General features: G+C 61.3%; 12 protein-coding genes. 9 read left to right on the top strand and 3 right to left on the bottom strand.

The annotated features are described in order from the left end of the window. Window positions 1–3: 3 nt before the first annotated feature. From QM467_RS15925 to QM467_RS15910, 4 genes are all read left to right on the top strand, one after another. On the top strand, window positions 4–1,803 hold the full coding sequence (locus tag QM467_RS15925) for an AAA family ATPase (protein WP_283367328.1): 1,800 nt from the start codon (window positions 4–6) through the stop codon (window positions 1,801–1,803). Next, window positions 1,803–2,735, top strand: a complete 933-nt coding sequence (locus QM467_RS15920; RefSeq protein WP_283367327.1) for a hypothetical protein — start codon at window positions 1,803–1,805, stop codon at window positions 2,733–2,735. Before QM467_RS15925 ends, QM467_RS15920 begins: the two co-directional genes overlap by 1 nt. Window positions 2,736–2,941: 206 nt before the next feature. Then, on the top strand, window positions 2,942–5,596 hold the full coding sequence (locus tag QM467_RS15915) for a PD-(D/E)XK nuclease family protein (RefSeq protein WP_283367326.1): 2,655 nt from the start codon (window positions 2,942–2,944) through the stop codon (window positions 5,594–5,596). Next, on the top strand, window positions 5,596–8,988 hold the full coding sequence (locus QM467_RS15910; RefSeq protein WP_283367325.1) for a UvrD-helicase domain-containing protein: 3,393 nt from the start codon (window positions 5,596–5,598) through the stop codon (window positions 8,986–8,988). The genes QM467_RS15915 and QM467_RS15910 overlap by 1 nt, the downstream gene beginning before the upstream one ends. Window positions 8,989–9,160: 172 nt before the next feature. Here the strand turns inward: QM467_RS15910 and QM467_RS15905 are convergent, their stop codons facing one another. Both QM467_RS15905 and QM467_RS15900 read right to left on the bottom strand, forming a co-directional pair. Further along, window positions 9,161–10,174 carry a hypothetical protein gene (locus tag QM467_RS15905; protein WP_283367324.1) on the bottom strand — a complete coding sequence of 338 codons (1,014 nt, stop codon included), beginning with the start codon at window positions 10,172–10,174 and terminating at the stop codon, window positions 9,161–9,163. Window positions 10,175–10,248: 74 nt separating this feature from the next. After that, window positions 10,249–10,896, bottom strand: coding sequence for a hypothetical protein (locus QM467_RS15900; protein WP_283367323.1), 648 nt, complete (start codon window positions 10,894–10,896; stop codon window positions 10,249–10,251). Between the two features lie 87 nt (window positions 10,897–10,983). Between QM467_RS15900 and QM467_RS15895 the strand changes: the two genes are divergently transcribed. The 5 genes from QM467_RS15895 to QM467_RS15875 all read left to right on the top strand — a co-directional run bounded on the left by QM467_RS15895 (window position 10,984) and on the right by QM467_RS15875 (window position 16,212). Further along, the gene (locus QM467_RS15895; protein WP_283367322.1) at window positions 10,984–11,166 is read left to right on the top strand and encodes a helix-turn-helix domain-containing protein; all 183 of its coding nucleotides are present in this window, start codon (window positions 10,984–10,986) and stop codon (window positions 11,164–11,166) included. A gap of 151 nt (window positions 11,167–11,317) precedes the next feature. Next, window positions 11,318–11,536: a hypothetical protein gene (locus tag QM467_RS15890; protein ID WP_283367321.1), complete on the top strand. Its 219-nt coding sequence runs from the start codon at window positions 11,318–11,320 to the stop codon at window positions 11,534–11,536. Then, a complete protein-coding gene (locus tag QM467_RS15885; RefSeq protein WP_283367320.1) occupies window positions 11,533–12,906 on the top strand; it encodes a hypothetical protein in 1,374 nt (457 codons plus the stop codon). The genes QM467_RS15890 and QM467_RS15885 overlap by 4 nt, the downstream gene beginning before the upstream one ends. Continuing rightward, a complete protein-coding gene (locus QM467_RS15880; protein ID WP_283367319.1) occupies window positions 12,899–14,899 on the top strand; it encodes a hypothetical protein in 2,001 nt (666 codons plus the stop codon). The genes QM467_RS15885 and QM467_RS15880 overlap by 8 nt, the downstream gene beginning before the upstream one ends. A gap of 494 nt (window positions 14,900–15,393) precedes the next feature. Then, window positions 15,394–16,212, top strand: coding sequence for a hypothetical protein (locus QM467_RS15875; RefSeq protein WP_283367318.1), 819 nt, complete (start codon window positions 15,394–15,396; stop codon window positions 16,210–16,212). A gap of 143 nt (window positions 16,213–16,355) precedes the next feature. Here QM467_RS15875 and QM467_RS15870 read toward each other — a convergent pair whose 3' ends face one another. Further along, complete coding sequence (locus QM467_RS15870; protein ID WP_283367317.1) at window positions 16,356–17,201, bottom strand: DUF429 domain-containing protein; 846 nt, start codon at window positions 17,199–17,201, stop codon at window positions 16,356–16,358. Window positions 17,202–17,260 lie beyond the last annotated feature (59 nt).

The following is a 17,260-nucleotide window of genomic DNA, read 5'->3' as shown; positions in this document are numbered from 1 at the left end:
GTTATGCGCCTCAGCCAAATCGAGATTGAGAATTTCAAGGGAATAGGAATATCGCAGGTGATCGACCTCAAGCCGATCACGCTGCTATTCGGCCCGAATAGTGCTGGCAAGAGCACAATCCTGCAGTCGCTGCACTATTTGCGCGAAATCCTTGAGCGCGGAAACGTCGACCCTGATCAAACCATCGCCGGCGGGCTGATCGATCTGGGTGGGTTCGCAACCCTCGTTCATGGTCACGATCTCAGTCGCGCCATAAAAATCAAGGTCTGCATCGATGTCTCAGATGATCAGGGCTGCGAATGGTTGCCGCTAAATTCCGGCGGGAGTCTTGGAGACCCCGATTTCAGCAATCTCGGCATCCGCTACCTCGTGGGAGAAAACACCGAACTTAAGGAATACGCCGTAGTTCAGGAAGTCGCCCTCGGCGTCGAAATCCGCTGGAGCCATGCGCTCCAAAGTCCTTATGTCGCCAAGGTACTCGTGGACCTCGACGGCGGACCGATCGCCGAATTTCATTCACCGCCGCAACAGGGCCGCGCGCAACTCACCGCGTTCAATTTTGCTCATCCTCTCCTGCGGCCGATAACCGATCCCGATAGCGATCTCGAATCGGATGTTGAAACATCATCAGCCCAGGACGAAACCGACGCGGCGGGCTTCGTCGGGGATCCGTTCTCGACGCCGCTCGGCAGCGAGATTTGGGAGCTTTCGCGAGAACTTTCAGCCGACGCAGCAGGCAATAACACATCCGACTTCCGCATCGCCGTTGAAACCAGCGTAGGCGCTCTGCCGAATCTGGATCGAACACTGAAGCCCGACCTCGTCGAATTCGATACGACTTCTACGAATTTGCGCGTCGGTTCGGCGGTTCTCAATCTCAACCTGAACGAGAAGGGTCAGCTTGCGGCTGCCAATACGTTTGAAATGGAAAAACGACGCCGATCAGGCCTCACGTCCCTGCTCGACGAACTCATGCTCGGACCGATGCGGATCGTCCGAGACTACCTCAGCACGATGACCTATATCGGGCCCCTGCGTGAAATTCCGACCCGGAATTATCGCCCGCGCCTTTCGCCCGATGAAAATCGTTGGGCTCAAGGCCTGGCCGCATGGGACTTGCTCTATACGGCCTCGAAAGACGACCTGCTGAATGAGGTCAATGCGTGGCTTTCATCTGAAGACCGCCTGCGGACCGGCTATCGCCTTGAAAAAATGGAATTCAAGGAAGTTCCAGTCCCGAGCGCTTTCCACCTGCTATTTCAAAAAGGTCTGGAAGAGGACGATTTGGGAGAGCTTGAGGAGATTTACGCCTCTCTAAAAGCAAGGTCCGAAATCGGCCTGAAGGACGTCGAGCGCGGGATTTTGGTTGCGCCTAGTGATGTCGGTGTCGGAGTGTCGCAAATGGTGCCCGTCGTTGTCGGCTGCCTACGCGACGCGCAAGGACTCTTGGCGATCGAACAGCCGGAACTGCACATTCATCCCGCCATTCAGGTCGGCATGGGCGACCTGTTCATTAAAGCCATCAAGGGCGATGGTTTCGGCTTCGGATCTGGGAAGTCGCTGCTCGTCGAAACCCACAGCGAGCACATCATGCTGCGCCTGCTACGCCGTATTCGCGAAAAGCATGAGAACGATCTCCCGCCTGGCGCAGAAGCAATAGAACCGAACGATCTCGCCGTCATCTATGTTGAGGGCTCCACCGAGGGAGTTCGTTTTCATTCGCTCCGCGTCGATGAAGAAGGAGAATTCCTCGATCGCTGGCCTCGGGGATTTTTCGACGAACGAGCCGAGGAGCTGTTCTGATGCTCTCGGAATACGCCGTCGAACCTGCAGCTATCGGTGCAGATTGGAACACATTCCGCTATTTGATCGAGAAGTTCGGTTCTGACAAAGGCAGATTGATCTCGCGATTTCCAAACAAATGGGAAAAAAAAGTTATTGAGTCGGCAAAAGCCGCAGGTATTCCCGATGTTCGGATGGCTAGCATCATCGACCGTCTGCATCGCACCAAGCACGCAATTGTCGATTTTAATCGAACGTATAACCACGACGCGGACTGGATTGCGAACGCCGTGCGCGAACACGGCATCAGGGCGTTCCGCGCCATAATCTGCCGGGAAGGCGCAACTGGCTCCGCTCAGGCCTTAGCGCCAAGCGACTGCTCCGAAGACCACCCACTCTTCAATGCGCCGATAAGTCGAGATATCCCAAGAAGCGCCGCCGATATTTCTGGGGCCTTGCTTTTGCTCGCGTTGGCCGCCCGAGAAATCGACATTGTAGATCCGTTTTTCGATTTGCGGGCTGGAGTGGGCGACTACATCGGCCCCTTAGCATCCTTATTCGGGAAGCTTGCTAGGGCTTCGTCGAATCCGAAAGTTATCAGGGTGCATTTTCGGTCGCACCCTTCGCGGCCGCCAGCAGAAATTCTTGCGCGGGATGCAGGTGCTCGGGTCAACGGAATTCTCCCGCCCGGCTATCGCCTTGAACTCTATGAGTGGTCCGAAATCGCGGGAGGCGAGGACTTTCATGACCGCTTCTTTCTGGCCGATGTCGGCGGGCTGATGATAGGCGCAGGCCTTTCAGCAGAGGCATCCGCACAGACGGCCACCTTTACTCTTCTCGACATCACACACGCCCAACGGCTCCGCGGCCGGTTTGCTTCGACCTCTACAGTTTATGCAAGGGTAGGTCGGGCAGTTCGATTCAACGCCAATGGTTCAAGTGAGATTTTCTGACGTCCTTGGTTTTTCACCGTTTGAATTGGGCGCGCACCGCTACGCGGGGCTGCTCGTAGCACTGCGCTTCCAAAAAATGGCTTATTAGAATAAAAAATATATGGACATATTTCCTAGATGGGAATATTAATTGTCCTAATCGCCGAGCTGGTGAACCGGCGATGGTAGGAAGTTTCGCATACCCGGATTTTCAGGAGCTTGTTTTTATGACAATTTCCGGCAGATCGACCCTAATTGTTCATGGCCGCCTCGCTATGCGCGAGGCTCGTCTGGCCGCCGCGCGCGACGGCCGTCATGGCCTGCAAATCATGACCTTTGAACAAGCGGCGACTCGCCTCGCCGGCGGCTTCTCTCAGCCCATTGACGACGAAACCCTGCGCGCCGCGATCCAAGCCGTTTTGCCGGCGACGGAGATGGGAGAACTCGAAAATATCAAGGCCCTGCCTGGGATGATCAGCGCGGCTGCCGACACGCTTTACAAGGCCTGGCGCGCCGGCGTCGACCTCTCAGCTTGCGCTGCTGACCATCCGCGCCTCGACGCCATCGCCAGGCTGGAAGCAGCGGTCCTTGATCAGCTTGCGCCTGGCATGATGCGGCCGATCGACATCGTCGCCGCCGCAACCAGCCGGATTGCCCATGCGCCGGCTGCTCTGGGTCCCATGGAGATTGTCGGCCTCACCGAACTTTCGCCTTGCTGGAGACCGCTTCTGAAGGCTCTTACCGCCCATATCCCAGTGCAATGGACGGCCGGGCCAAGGGCAGTCCCTGCCTGGCTGGAGGGCGCTGGCGTCAGCGTTTCGCGTTCGTCGGCCGCAACACCGCGGATCATGACCGTCAGCGCCGCGACTGCCTTTCACGAGGCCATCGAGGCGATGCGCTGGGTGCGGAACCTGCTGGCCTCGGGTGTGTCGTCCTCGGAGATCGCCATCGCGGCCGCGTCTCCCGCCGACTATGACGATTATTTCCTCGCCCTGCGCGCCGACGCGAATATCGATCTGCACTTCGTCCACGGCGTCAAGACCGTCACCACCCGTGATGGACAGGCGGCAGCGGCGCTCGCCGACATCGTCGTTCGCGGCTTGTCTCAGTCCCGCCTGCGCCGTCTCGCGACACTGTGCCGGGACGCTGGCCCTTTGGCGGCGCTGCCAGAAGACTGGCTGCGCGTCCTGCCGACCGATGCCCCTTTGTCGACGCCCAGCGCCTGGAACCGCTTGCTGGCTCGACTGCGGCCCGAGGACTGGCCCGACGGCGTGGATCACGCCCCGGCCCTGCGCGCGATCGCAGAATCACTCGCGAAAGGTCCGGACGTTGCAGCAGAGATCGGTGAGGCCTACCTCAAGGGTCGAGCGCTCGCGATCTGGCGGAAGGCCCTGCTTGCCGGACCTGCCGCCTCGATCGACGCAACACTGGAGACCCTGAAGCAGGACGACGGATTGGAAGCGTGCGTCTCCGTCGCCTGGATGCCTGCCAGTGCGCTCGCGGCGTCGCCCCGCCGCTTCGTGCGGCTGCTGGGACTCAACTCCTCGCGCTGGCCGCGCGGGATTGCCGAAGACCGCCTGATCCCCGACCATATCATTCCGACCCCCGTGCTCGATCCGCTTCCGGTGAGCCTCGCCGACCGTCGGGACTTTGAAACGATCCTCGCCACGACGGCCGACGAAGTCATCCTCTCGCGAGCCCGACGCGCCAGCGATGGGCGCCTTCTCGGACGCAGCCCGCTGCTCGGCGAACAGGGCGATGAAGCCTACCTCCGCCGCAACGCGACGCCGGTGCATGCCTTCAGTGAAACCGACCGCCTCATGGCCCGGCCGCTGGAGTTCGCGGCCGATCCGCAGGCGGTCAGCGCACAAGGCTGCTGGCGCGACTGGCGGCGCGCAGAGATCACCCCCCACGACGGGCTCGTTCGAGCGGATCATCCGCTCGTTCTCGCGATCCTCAACCGCACCCAATCCGCGAGTTCGCTTCGCCGTCTGCTGCGCAATCCACTCAGCTTCGTGTGGCTCTATGCGTTCGGATGGCGCGAACCGCAGAGCAGCGCCGAGCCGTTGGTGCTCGACGCGCTCGGTATCGGCGACCTGATCCACATCGTTCTCGACCGTGCCTTGCGCGATCTCGAAGCCGAATGCGGGCTGGCGTCCGCCGACAGGGATGCGATCGAAGCAGCTGTGGACCGCGCCGCGCAATTTGTCGCTGCTGAATGGGAAAGCGAGCGGCCGATCCCGCCGGCCGTCATCTGGGGGCGCACGCTCGACGACGCCCGCCTGATGGCGATCCGCGCCCTGTCCTATCGCGACCATCCTCTGCCAGAAGCGCGCTCTTATGGCGAAGTGCCTTTCGGCGGCTTGGAGCCGAAATCCGACACGGAGACGCCGTGGGATGCGAGCGCGCAGGTTACGATTCCCGATACCGGCTTCAATATCGCCGGCTATATCGATCGGCTCGACATTTCTGGGGACGGCAAGCGCGCGCTCGTCCGTGACTACAAGACCGGCCGCCCGCCACGAGACGATATCCGGATCAATGGCGGTCGCGAACTTCAGCGCTGTCTTTACGCGTTCGCGGTGAAGGCGCTCCTCGGCGACGATGTGGCGATCAGCGCCTCTCTGCTCTATCCGCGTGAGCCGGTTGACCTCCAGCTTGCCGACCCTGATGCCGTGCTCGCGGAAGTCACAGGCTATCTCCGCGCGGCACGGACGAGCCTCGCCGGCGGCGCGGCTCTGCCCGGCCCGGACACAGGCGGCGATTATGACGAGCTCGCCTTTGCCCTGCCTGCGAATGCCAGCGCCACCTATTGCAAACGCAAGCTCCCGGCCGCGACGGAGCGGCTGGGCGAGGTCGCTCGTGTATGGGAGGCGGAATGATGAGCAGCGTGTCCAAAGTTCTGAAGGATGACGGCGCCCGCCGCGACGCGATCGGCCTTCATGATCGGTCGATCCTGGTGGAAGCCGGCGCAGGCTCGGGCAAGACCGCCGTCATGGCCGGGCGCATCGCCGTCATGCTCGCCGAAGGCGTTTCGCCGCGCTCCATCGCCGCCGTTACCTTCACCGAACTCGCCGCGAGCGAGCTGCTGTCCCGTGTCCGTGAATTTGTCGCCGAGCTCTCGGCTGGCACGATCGCAGCCGAGCTGCAGGTGGCGCTGCCCGATGGTTTATCGCAGGCCCAACGGGACAATCTCGCCACCGCGAGCGCCGCAATCGACGAAATCACCTGCTCAACCATCCACGGCTTCTGCCAGCGCCTGATCAAGCCCTATCCCGCGGAGGCTGATATCGATCCTGGCGCCGGCGTCATGGATCGCAGTCAGGCGGATCTCACGTTCCTTGAAATTGTCGACGGCTGGCTGCGCGAACGCCTGTCCGGCGATCACGGCGGCATCCTCCCCGAAATGGTGCTGCACAGCCCCGGCGAAACCGTCGCGCTTGTCCGCAAGATCGCCGAAAATCTGCGCCGCCGCCGCACGCTCGCGACGCCGCCCATCTCCCCCATTGACGGTCATCTGACAGCGTTCCGGCAGGCCACGGCGAATTTCGCTGCCTTCATGCGCGGGACGGCGGCGACCGAGCCGGAAACAGTGGCGATTGTCGAGCGGCTGGTCGAGATGGCGACCGCGCTCTCGACCGGACCCGATCCAGCGACGGCCGCCGGCCTGGTCTGGCTCCTGACTTCTCGTCCCCACCCGGACCTTTGCACCAAGGCCGGCGACTTCGCCGCCTATCGCAAGAAAGGCAAATGGGCTGTCGCAGTTAAACAGGCTGGTCTTTCCAAAGCCGATGGCGATCGGTTGAACGAAACGGCCGAGGTTCACTACACCTCATGCTGCGATGCTTGGGTTTCTCTTCTTCAATCCGCGGCCAGCCAGGTTCTGGCCGCGCTGATCGAAGAGGCGCGCCCGATCCTAAAACGCTACCGCGACCACAAGCGCGGGAGCGCCCAACTCGACTTCGACGATCTGATTTTCGCCGCGCGCAATCTGCTGCGCGACCATGACGACGTCCGGCGCGCGCTGGGGCAGCGCTTCGCCCATGTCCTCGTCGATGAGTTCCAGGACACCGATCCCCTGCAAGCCGAGATCTTCTGGCGGCTGTGCGGCGATCCGGTCGATGGCGACGAGGACTGGATCCGCTTCCGGATCCGGCCCGGGGCGCTCTTCCTGGTCGGCGATCCCAAGCAGGCGATCTATCGCTTTCGGGGCGCTGATGTCGGCGCCTATGTGCAGTCCCGTGACGCCTTTCGCGCCCAGGACCCCGGCAGTCTCCTGTCGATCTCCACCAATTTCCGCTCACGCGCCTCGATCCTCACCTTCGTCAACGAACGGTTCGAGGCCGTGCTCTCGGCTGATGGACAGCCCGGCTTCACCGCTCTCGATCCGTTTCATGACGATCGCGACAGCCTGTGTGTCGCGGCCATCGACATCGCTGTGGCGGATGAGAAAGGCAAGGCCAGCGCCGAGCGGCAGCGCGATGCCGAAGCCGACGCCGTCGCCGAACTATGCGCGCGCTTGATCGGCAGCCAGGCTGTTATCGACCGGCGCGGCGGGGCGGAACGTCCTTGCCAACCAGGTGACATCGCCTTGCTGGCGCCGACAGGCGCGGAGCTGTGGCGCTATGAGGAAGCACTGGAACGCCGGGGAATTCCCGTGGCGACCCAGGCCGGCAAGGGCCTTTTCCGCCGGCAGGAGATCCAGGACCTGATCGCGCTCACCCGCGTGCTCGCTGATCGGCGCGACACGCTCGCGCTCGGCGCGCTTCTGCGCGGACCGCTCGTGGGCCTCACGGAAGAAGAGCTGCTGGATGCCATCTGGCGGCTTCCCCGCTCCGCGGAAGCGTCCGCCCGAATCCCGCGCCTCGACCTCGGCGTCGATGCCGCTGTGATCGAACATCCCCTTTTGCGCGAGATCATCGAGAGGCTGCAATCGCTCTACCGTCGCGCCAGAAGCACGACCCCGCACGAACTGCTCTCGCAGGCCGTCGACGTCATGCGGGTTCGTCCGCTCCTCCTTGAGCGCCACCGCGGTCAAGCCGAACGCGCGCTCGCCAACGTCGATCTCTATCTCAGCCTGTCGACGGGCTACGCCGTGCGCGGCCTCCGCGCTTTCGCCGAGGCGATGACGGCGGCATGGACCGACGAGGCGCGCGCTGTCGAGGGCCGTCCCGACGCACAGGAAGAAGCCGTCGCGCTCTTCACCATGCACGCGGCAAAAGGACTCGAATGGCCGATCGTCATTCCGGTCAACACCATGACCGGCGTCATGGCCCCCGACAGCGCGATCGTCGACCGCCAGACGGACACCTTCTATTGTCCGGTCCTGGGCGTGACGCCCGATGGCTACGAGGCGGCGCGTCAGGCGGAAAAGGACGAACTGGATCGCGAGCGTATCCGGCTCTGGTACGTCGCCGCCACGCGCGCCCGCGAACTCCTCGTCCTGCCGCGGCTCGACACAACGCCGTCGAAATCGGCCTGGATCGGTCTCGTCGACCTGTCGCTCGCCGATCTGCCCAGCCTGGACGTCTCCCACCTGCCTGCCGACATCAAAACGGACGGAACTGGCGTTGGCAATGTGCAGACGCGCGCATCCTTCGCCTCGGAAGCCGAAGCCATCGCCACCCGACAGACGCAGCTAACCTGGCTTGCGCCGAGCCGCGACGAGAATGCCGCAGGGGCCGTGCTTCAGCAGGAAGAAGCCGGGATCTGGACCGGCTCGGTCGATGACCAGCCGCACGAGCAAGAACCCGCTGCCCCGGTTCAGGGAGGCCGCGAGCGCGGCCTTGTGCTCCACAAGCTCATGGAAGAAGTGCTGACCGGAGAAACCGATGAGGCGGAGGCCGCCCTTGCCGAACGGGCTGCTGAACTCATTCGCGCCCTCGGTCGGTCCCCGATCACCGATCCGGCTGCCGGACTGTCAGCCGAGGAACTCGCGGGCTGTGTCATCCGAACCTTAGCGTTGCCCGACGTTTCGGCCTTGCGGCCAGGTCTTCTGGCCGAGCTTCCGGTCTATGCCGCGCATGCGGTCGACGGGGCGGAAACCGCAACGGCCGGGATCGCGGATGCGCTGACCCTGACGGCCGAGGGCCGTCCTGCCGTAATCGTGGATTGGAAGAGCGACGTGGCGCCGCCCCCTGGAACGCTCGATCATTATCGCGCTCAGGTCCGGGCCTATGTCGATATGACCGGCGCAGAGCGTGGGCTGATCGTTCTGATGACCTCCGGCATGGTGATCCCTGTCGCGCCGACGGCCCGGCCAGCGGCGGCTTGATTGAAGGACAGCCGATGGCGTCGCGCCAACGCGCCGTCAGCTCCGAACAGCACGTACAATTCGCTGAAGCGATCCAGATCCGGCCAAACGATTGGCCGGATTTTCTGTTCAAATCAGTCGGTCGAGGTCAAGACCAACGACTACATTCGCGCGGCTCGAAGAGCACGCCGCTTCAGCCGCCATGCAAGGCTTGCAGGAAGCTGTCCAACATCCGGTCTCCATCGCGTAAAAAAAGATTCGCAAAATTCGCCCGGTCTATTGGCGTCTGTAGCTCGCCGAACACCAGGGCGCACAGCTCTCGGAATTCGCGTTCCAACGCGTGACGGCCCTCCGGGGTGTTGCCGTCCACGATCGACTTGATCCACAAATTCCTGGCGAATTTCCGAGGATCGATCGCACGCATGCGCGCTGGGTATCCCTTTCGATCGATGACGATCGCTTCGACCGCGCCCCAGTGAGGGGCGGCCTCGTCATCCAGCATCGGCTCCTCGTCAATCACGCCGCCTGGAGGGAGATTCGACATGACCACCACGCAACCGGCCGAATTGACGGCGGTCGGCGAAGGGCCCTCCCGCAAATCGAAGGTCTTGTCGCCAAATTGCAAGACGCCCAGCAACTCCTCTTCCGAAAGCGAACGTCGCGCCAGGAATTCGATCGGCGGATTGTCGCGGAGGATGTTCAGGCCAACGCAGCCCTTGGCCGCGACCTCATAGCCAAGGACGGCGTGCCTGCTCTTGATGACAAAATCATCGATGACGCCGCATCTTTCCAGCGTCCGGAGCACATCGCAGAGGGAGGTCGGCGCCCGATTGATTTCGAGCGCGACGTTGATCCGCGCCTGGCGGGCGACGATTGCTTTTGCCTCCTGCAAGGCCTGTTTTGCTGCTTCCCGTCTGTCGTCAAACTCCTTCTTGTATGCGGCCGGATCATCCGGATAGATCTGTTCCTGCCGACGAGGGGGCCAACCTCCGGGATAGGAGCTTTCGAGGACACGGCCCTTGTGATCCAGGACCACGCTGCCACGGCGCCGCCTGTAATGGTCTTCCGCTGCGATCAACCCGCGCCAGCTTTCCTCCGTCGCGTCAAGCGCAACGCTCTGCTGCCTGTCGAAAGCTCGAAACATTTTCATGCCGTCACCAAAACGAAGCCTTCTGAAATGGTCGCGTTCTGACCGTTTCGTGTCCACCAAAAATTCTAGGTTCTGAAATCTGAGCGACGGCGGGCGATCGGCGCGACGAAGGCGGTGATGGTCATTCCCAGCTAACCCGCTAACAGCGCCGTCCCGTCGACCAAGAGCCTGGGTTGACGATTTCGATCAGCAAGGAAATGGCGAAGGCGAACAGATGTCGCGATGGTTTTCCAACACCTGCAGGCTTTCGGTCGAATTCGTCGACACCGCCACCGCGCTGATCGGCGCCGACGGCTGATTGGTTTTCCAACACTTTCGCGAAATCCGAGATTTTCCTGTTGGAAAAAGTAGCGATGAATGGCGGACCGGACCATTTCACGAAATCGCTGTCTGCGCCCCTGCCGCAGGATGCGAATGAGGTTTTCCAACAAAATATCGACGCGGTCGTCGTCTGTTGTTGGAAAACCTTCCGCGGTCGCCGCGATCCGCGCCAGCGCCGGACGAAAAAGCGATGTCGCCGAAACGATCCGGCGGTCATCGAGAACTGCAGGCCGCGGCTCAGGCAGCAAAAAAGCGGGAATCCAGCCCGGACGCGACGCGGCGCCGAAAACCCGAGGCCGCCAACACCCCGCGCAGCGCGGCATGAGAAGCCGAAAAGTCGAAAACCCATCAGCCGCCATGCCCGACGCCGCGTTGGCGTCGCCGATGACGAGTTCCGCGCCTTCTAGATGGCGTTCTGCCTGCGCAGTGTCGCACTTCTTCGTGTTTTCTTGTCGCATTTGACCAGGGACGATGATCGGGTTCGAATATCAGGAACAGAGTTTCAACCGAAAACCTCTGCGCCAAAACCACGATCGAAATTGAAAATGCCGCTGAAGCTCAAATTCCTCTACTCGATCGACGAGGTCGTCGAACTGACCGGCCTCAGCCGCACTACGATTTACGACGCCATTTCCACCGGCAAGCTGCGGGCGCGGAAATGTGGGCGCAGGACGGTCGTCGCCCACGATGACCTGATGGACTTCATCGACTCTCTCGAACGCATCTGATCCAGCCTCCCCCATGACAAGGAAATCGATCGACTCGACAACGCGCCTCCCGCCGCCGCCGTTCTAATCCACCCCCACGATCCGCTCTGCATCCAGCGCGCGACACCCGTCGCGCGATCGGCGCCCTGCGGCCGATTTTTGGAATTCCGAAATGATGAAAACCAAAGCGCTCCACCTATTCCACCGCTCACCGCCAACACCGGCCGGCCACGAAAAGACTCCGCCTGCCGCGAGCCACGACTACGGCGCCGATGGCGACGCCGCTGTCACTCGTCACGGTGACGCCAAAACCCCGATCGCCGGCCTCATCACGATCACGGCCGCCGCGGCGGCCATAAATGATGTGACCAAGGGAACGGGATCACGATGAACCAGATTCAAAACCCTGAAAAACTCGGCAATGTCGACCTGGCCCAGCAATGGGATGACGTTGTCAAAAAAGGAACAAAACGACAGCGCCGGATCCTGCGCTTCTTCAAGCTCTATTTCATAGAACGTGGCGTCGCGCCGTCGGAGGTCGACGCCGCTCTCTTGAGCAACATCCTCGCTGCCCTGCCGGAGGACGCGGCGAAGGCCTATTTCCGGCAGCCCGACATGATCGCCCGCTATGCGGCCAACGCACTCATCCACGCCCTGGCCGATATCAGGAAGCGGACGGGCATGGATCTTCCCCTGCTCGATGCAATCCCGAGCGTCGACGCGCAGGCAGAAGCCGATCGGGCAGCGTTCGAGAAGCGCTTCGCGGTGGAGCTGGCGGCGTTGTTCAAAACCTACCGCCTGCCGGCGATCCATGCCACCGAAGCCATGCTCGAAAAAATCGCCCAAAAGGGTCGCGTCCCGATTTCAGAGGAAAACAGGAACGGGATCATCAACGGCCTCGTCAACGCCAAGAACTATCTCGCCGCGGACGGCGTCACGATCGATCGCCTCACCGATTTGTACGGCGAGACGGCCATGGCGATCATCACGCCGGCTGCCAAGGCCGACTCGACGGGCCGCTCCATCCAGGCCTTGAGATCGCTCTCGCAGCTGGCGCAATTCCATCATGACTATGGCGCCGCCAACGAGCTCAATGCGCTGGCCGCACAGATCGCCCACGATCATGATCTGGGCGTCATCAGCGCCGCCGTCGTGCGGAGTTTTCAGTCCTACCGGGACATCGGGAAATTCCAAGAGTTCGGCGCGACCCTGGTCCAGAATGCGCAGTTTGCCGAACCCGACGACCTGAAGAAACTCACCGTCCTCGTCCGGGTCAGCAGCGCCCTTGGCGCGCTTGTGGCGGTTTCGGCTCCGGCGTCCTTCGAAATCATCACACACTGCACGTTCTCCGGAGAACCGACATGGTCCCGCCGGCCGATGCTGTTTTCGAAAAAATATGGCTCCCTCGAAAATCAGCTGACGCCTCCGCTGCGTGATCTCATCGGCTCGTTCTATCTCGGCTTTGAACGGGCCTACGGCTTTCCGCCGAAATCCCTGACGCCAGGCAAGGACGGCCAGTTGGCGAAGGGCGCCGTCAGCGCCGTCACGAGGCTCCTAGCCCGGATTGAGGCGCCGTTCACCGCCAGGAGCTTGCGCGACCTGGGCGTCTATCGCGTGGCCTGGGCGGCGGAGGAGACCAATGGCGAGGATCTGATCGAGGATATCGCGAAGGCGACGCGCCTCAGCCCGGATTATGTGAGGCACTATTTCAAACCCATGCTCGACGCGATCGCCGAGGCGAAGGGAGGCCGCCGTGGCTAAAAACCCTGACGTCTCCGCTTATGCGCTCGACTGCGACCTTTTCTCCGACGCCGATCACGACGCGGCGATCGCGCTCGGCGACATCCTCGCCGCCCCCGCCTTGGAGGAGCGAGACCCCGTCAAGCGCGCCAGAATGCTGAAGCGGGCGGAACAAAAACGATTGAACTATCTCAACGCGCATCGGCTCCTCCTCCGCGTCAGCGTCGACGACAACGTTGCGCCATTGGAGACGGAGCCCGCGGCATTCGAAAGGCAAAATTACGTCACGGCGCATTACACGCCCCGCAAGATCAACCTGCTGATCGAGACCCACCAGGCTCGCCTTTCGGCCAGGTCCATGGCCACGCACTTGCGCAACCTGATCGGATTCGCAAACCACGTCGCGCCGCTGGTCGATACCTCGTATCTTCGAAAAAGAGCGCAGGAATTCGAGGCCAGAGCCAAGCTCGCCCCCAAAACCAAATCCAGCTACGCCATCGACATGTCCGAGGCGCCCCAATTCAAGAAGCATTACGACAAGCTCGACGCACGGGATGACAAGACCTATGCGGGCGAATTCCGACGCTATCTTGGCGCGCAGAAACTCGCCGGCGTCGACCTCACCGCGATCGACGCCAGTTTTCTCGTCACCAATGTGGCGATCGCCAATTTCGAGCGAACGATCTCATCCAAGGATCTCGTACAGCGGCTGAACGCGCTTGGCTGCATGCTCAAGGCCGCTGACCTTGGCTGCGACGTCGGGCCCATTTTTGAGCGGGTCAGGCAAATCCGCAAGGCCTCGTCCAATCATCCAGGCCGCATGGAGCGCCGCGCGCTCGACTTCGAAACATTGCCTGAAGCGGTCAAGCAGCGCTTCATATTCGTCACCACCTATGATGGCAAATCCGTCTTCACCTTCAACACTCACGAAATCCGCCTGCCCAAGGCGCGGCGACGCAACGGTCGCGAATTTTCGCCAAACCACATCAAGGCAATGCAGATGGCGCTGCGCCATCACTTCACAATCCTGCGCGACCGGAATTCTCCCGCCGCGGACGAGTTCACGCATTGGGGCGACGCCGACCCGATCCGCTATTACCAGGAGTTCTATGCGAATTCTGATTTCGTCACTCAAACCTCACGTCTCGAGGAACTGGTATCGGCGTTGCGCGCGATTTTCGGCGATTCGGAACGTCAACTGTTTGTCCGCGAGCGGCGCGAAATCAATCGCCTGAATGCGCTTCGCCGCCTGATCGACGACAATGACCTGGGTTTCGACCTGCGCGCCGCCGGCAATCCCGACCTTGGCGAGGATTCTGAACCCGTCGAGCCGCCCTCGACGGAAGAACTCGGCCGCCGCTGCCGCGAATTTGCCGAGCGAGCGCTCAAAAGGTTCCGCGATCTCAGAAAGTCGCCCTTGCCTTATCGCGATCCCAAGCAGCTCGCCAGACAATATCGAACGGCTCTGATCGTGGCGTTTCTGGCGGATCATCCGGTCCGTTTGCGAACGCTCGCGTCGCTGCAGAAGGAACACGTGGAAAAACCTCGAGCCGCTCCAATTCGGAAGTCTTCCGAAACGCCTTTATCCCGTGAAGTCGCCGTTCCTGGATCGCTCACCAAGGGCGGCATGCGGTATGCCAGAACCATGTATGAAGATCTTTCCATCCTCTTTGACGCCTGGTTCGACGAAGTGCGACCGGCGCTCCTTGGCGACCGGCCGGATCCCTCCGCCGTTTTCATTTCCGACGAGGGAAAGCCGCTGTCACGTAGCGGATTCGGGCGAGCCCTGCCGGCTTTCACCAAGGCTATTTTCGGTTTTCGGATCTACCCTCACCTGGTCAGAAAGTTGCACGGCACCGAACTCATCGGTGATCGCCAGGCGACGGCCCGCCGCCTGCATCAGTCCAATCTCGACTCCCAGATCGACTACCAGGACTGGATCGAGCTTCGTGATCAGGACAGAGGCTTAAGCCTCCAACAGCTGTCTCTCGGCTTTTTCGCCGTTGACGAATGACGAGCTGCTTTCCTGCAAGCGGTGCTTGAATTTATCACGCCCTCATGGACGGGAAGCCTGCAGCCTGCATTTTCGAACTGATCCCAATTTGGGGACCGAACGCTTTTTGATTTTGCTGCCTTTGACTGGCTGCCCTCGTCGCGCGCCCTGATCGGCAAATTCTGTTTCAGGCCCCGCCTATCGCTCTCAAGTCGGCCATTGTCGCGACCGAGCTCATGGGCTTCGCCGTTTCAACCTTACCCTCGCCGGGCGCAATTTGTAGCGGCGATGTCAGGCGTGGCGGCACGCTCTGCGTCGCGCAGGCCACACGCGGGTCAGGATTCACTCGTTCCGCCAATCGCCAAAGAACCAATCTTGTGCGCCGCACGATCAGGTCCCGGCCTCAATGACGACCTGCGCGCGATCCGATCGACACGCCCCTTAGCAAGCCCGATTTTGAGAAAGAGCTGGAAGAGAAGAAAGAGAAACCCCAAAAACAAGTAAAGGATTTTCAATTGCTTGACATCGACACCATCGATCTCGACAAGGCCGAAGATCGTCGCGCTCTTTGCGACGCGCTCCGCATGATTCTCGCGCGGCTGGACAACGCCCCCAAACCTGTCATGCCGGCGTCGTCGCCGCTGGGCGCAGGAGGCGCCGTTTTCGGTCACATTCCGACCGTCTGGCCATTGCTGGGCGGCGAAGGTCTGGAAGCCGTGTCTGCCGGAATGTTCGAGAGCGCGGAATTCCGGGAGCGCTTCGTCCCTGGATCTCTCGCCAGGGTCTATGCGGCTGGCTCGATAGGGCTACAGACGCTTTCGAAACAGCTTTGCCTTCCGTTGCGAAAGCTCGGGGTCACCGAGAACCATGACGTCAGAAAGCGCATCGACGAGCTTTCGCGTGACGGCTATGGAAGCCTTGTTCGGGGGCCGTCAGGCTTTATGAAGGAGGATGGCTTCAATACTTTCATTGCCGCCCAACTGAGCTGCATGAAACAAGCGACGAGATCGGCGCCAATCACTATCGAACCGCGCGCAATTGCCGTCCGACTGCCGGTGGGCGTCACGATCGAGACCTTCGAAGCGCGCCTCCATCAAGCCCTCGAAAGTGTTTCACTGGCAAGTTGGGCAACCACAGACGAGGGGCGCAGCCACATGGCGAAGCTTCGCCTCGATCCCACCATTGCCCAGCGCTACACCGATTATCGGTTCGGCGGCACTTCCCGGATCAGCTTGGCCAAGGAACTGTACATCTTTCGGCCTACCCGAGATACGGACCGGCTGGTTGCCGCGATTGAACATCTTATCCTTCAGTTAGTCGGCATGGTCGGCTAGCTGGCCTTGATTCGCTCGCGATCTGAGACGAAGGCCATGTCATCGACCGGCCCACAGCAGAAACGCTCACCAACGACGGCAGAAGAGAGGCCGAGCGGACTCTGTTCATAAGCAATGCCATCTCCGCGCGGCGCTTTGCGAGATCATTCATGGACCGCAATATGCCCTTCGGCTCTCGAGGATGCGCCAGGCATAACTGCGAGACGCCCCCTCGCGAATGCTGCAGCGGCAAACAGACAGATGACCGCATCGAGGGCATCCGCCGAATTCCGGCACAAGTCGATATCATCCTCGCTTGCGGCGACCAGGCCCTTCCTTTTCAACCCCTCGATGATGATCGCTCGTTGGTTGTGTTCAGTCTCCGTCGCGCCATTGTATTTCACGTAAGGCAATTCCCAATGTCGAAGCTGGGCCGCGGGAAAGGCCTCAACCAGTGTCATCTTCGCCTCTGAAGGGTGATCCGTCAGAGGCCATACGGCCCCCTTGTGAAGTGACAGCAGCGTCATGCAGGCCGCAGCAAATGGCGCCCCGCCCCTTGGCCCAGACCAGGTCGTCGAGCGAACATTGACACGCCTGCCCTGCCAATAGCGTTCGGTTTCGCGAAGTAGCTTTTTCCCTCGCGCGCCCAATTCGGGCGCGAAAGTTTGCACCAGGTCGCTCCCCCGACAAAATGCACGCCCGTCGCAGGCAAGTCTCCGGCAGGCAAGCCAAATCTTCTCTGGAGCGTCGTTCACATTTTCGGCTGGCAGGCTGAAGGGAGCGTCGATCGCCGCAACACCCGCGACCTCTGAATTCAACAGATTGGACAATCGCTGGAACGGATCGCCCCGACCCGCCAGGCCTTGCACCCGCTGCAGTTTCTGAAGCGAGATCGTCTCCGAACGAAGCAGCCCCTGCGCGATCCAGACGTTCGAATTCGAGCATCGCGCGGACCACTTGCTGTGGTCTCCCGAAAAATCGATTCCAAGAATTGGCAAGCCGTGGATCATCGAATTTCCTGTCTCTCCATTCAGACACCTCAACCGCATCTAATATTTTATGCACTTAG

It is taken from the genome of Rhodoblastus sp. 17X3, from assembly GCF_030056575.1.
GTDB lineage: Bacteria > Pseudomonadota > Alphaproteobacteria > Rhizobiales > Beijerinckiaceae > Rhodoblastus.
Note: the sequence above shows the minus strand (reverse complement) of the source record. Positions and strands in the feature narration are given on the sequence as shown.

What these genes read in the sequence shown, in the direction of transcription:
- QM467_RS15925 (WP_283367328.1), top strand. Translation starts at nt 4, where the DNA reads ATGCGCCTCAGCCAAATCGAGATTGAGAATTTCAAGGGAATAGGAATA.
- QM467_RS15920 (WP_283367327.1), top strand. Translation starts at nt 1,803, where the DNA reads ATGCTCTCGGAATACGCCGTCGAACCTGCAGCTATCGGTGCAGATTGG.
- QM467_RS15915 (WP_283367326.1), top strand. Translation starts at nt 2,942, where the DNA reads ATGACAATTTCCGGCAGATCGACCCTAATTGTTCATGGCCGCCTCGCT.
- QM467_RS15910 (WP_283367325.1), top strand. Translation starts at nt 5,596, where the DNA reads ATGAGCAGCGTGTCCAAAGTTCTGAAGGATGACGGCGCCCGCCGCGAC.
- QM467_RS15900 (WP_283367323.1), bottom strand. Translation starts at nt 10,896, where the DNA reads ATGCGACAAGAAAACACGAAGAAGTGCGACACTGCGCAGGCAGAACGC.
- QM467_RS15895 (WP_283367322.1), top strand. Translation starts at nt 10,984, where the DNA reads ATGCCGCTGAAGCTCAAATTCCTCTACTCGATCGACGAGGTCGTCGAA.
- QM467_RS15890 (WP_283367321.1), top strand. Translation starts at nt 11,318, where the DNA reads ATGATGAAAACCAAAGCGCTCCACCTATTCCACCGCTCACCGCCAACA.
- QM467_RS15885 (WP_283367320.1), top strand. Translation starts at nt 11,533, where the DNA reads ATGAACCAGATTCAAAACCCTGAAAAACTCGGCAATGTCGACCTGGCC.
- QM467_RS15870 (WP_283367317.1), bottom strand. Translation starts at nt 17,201, where the DNA reads ATGATCCACGGCTTGCCAATTCTTGGAATCGATTTTTCGGGAGACCAC.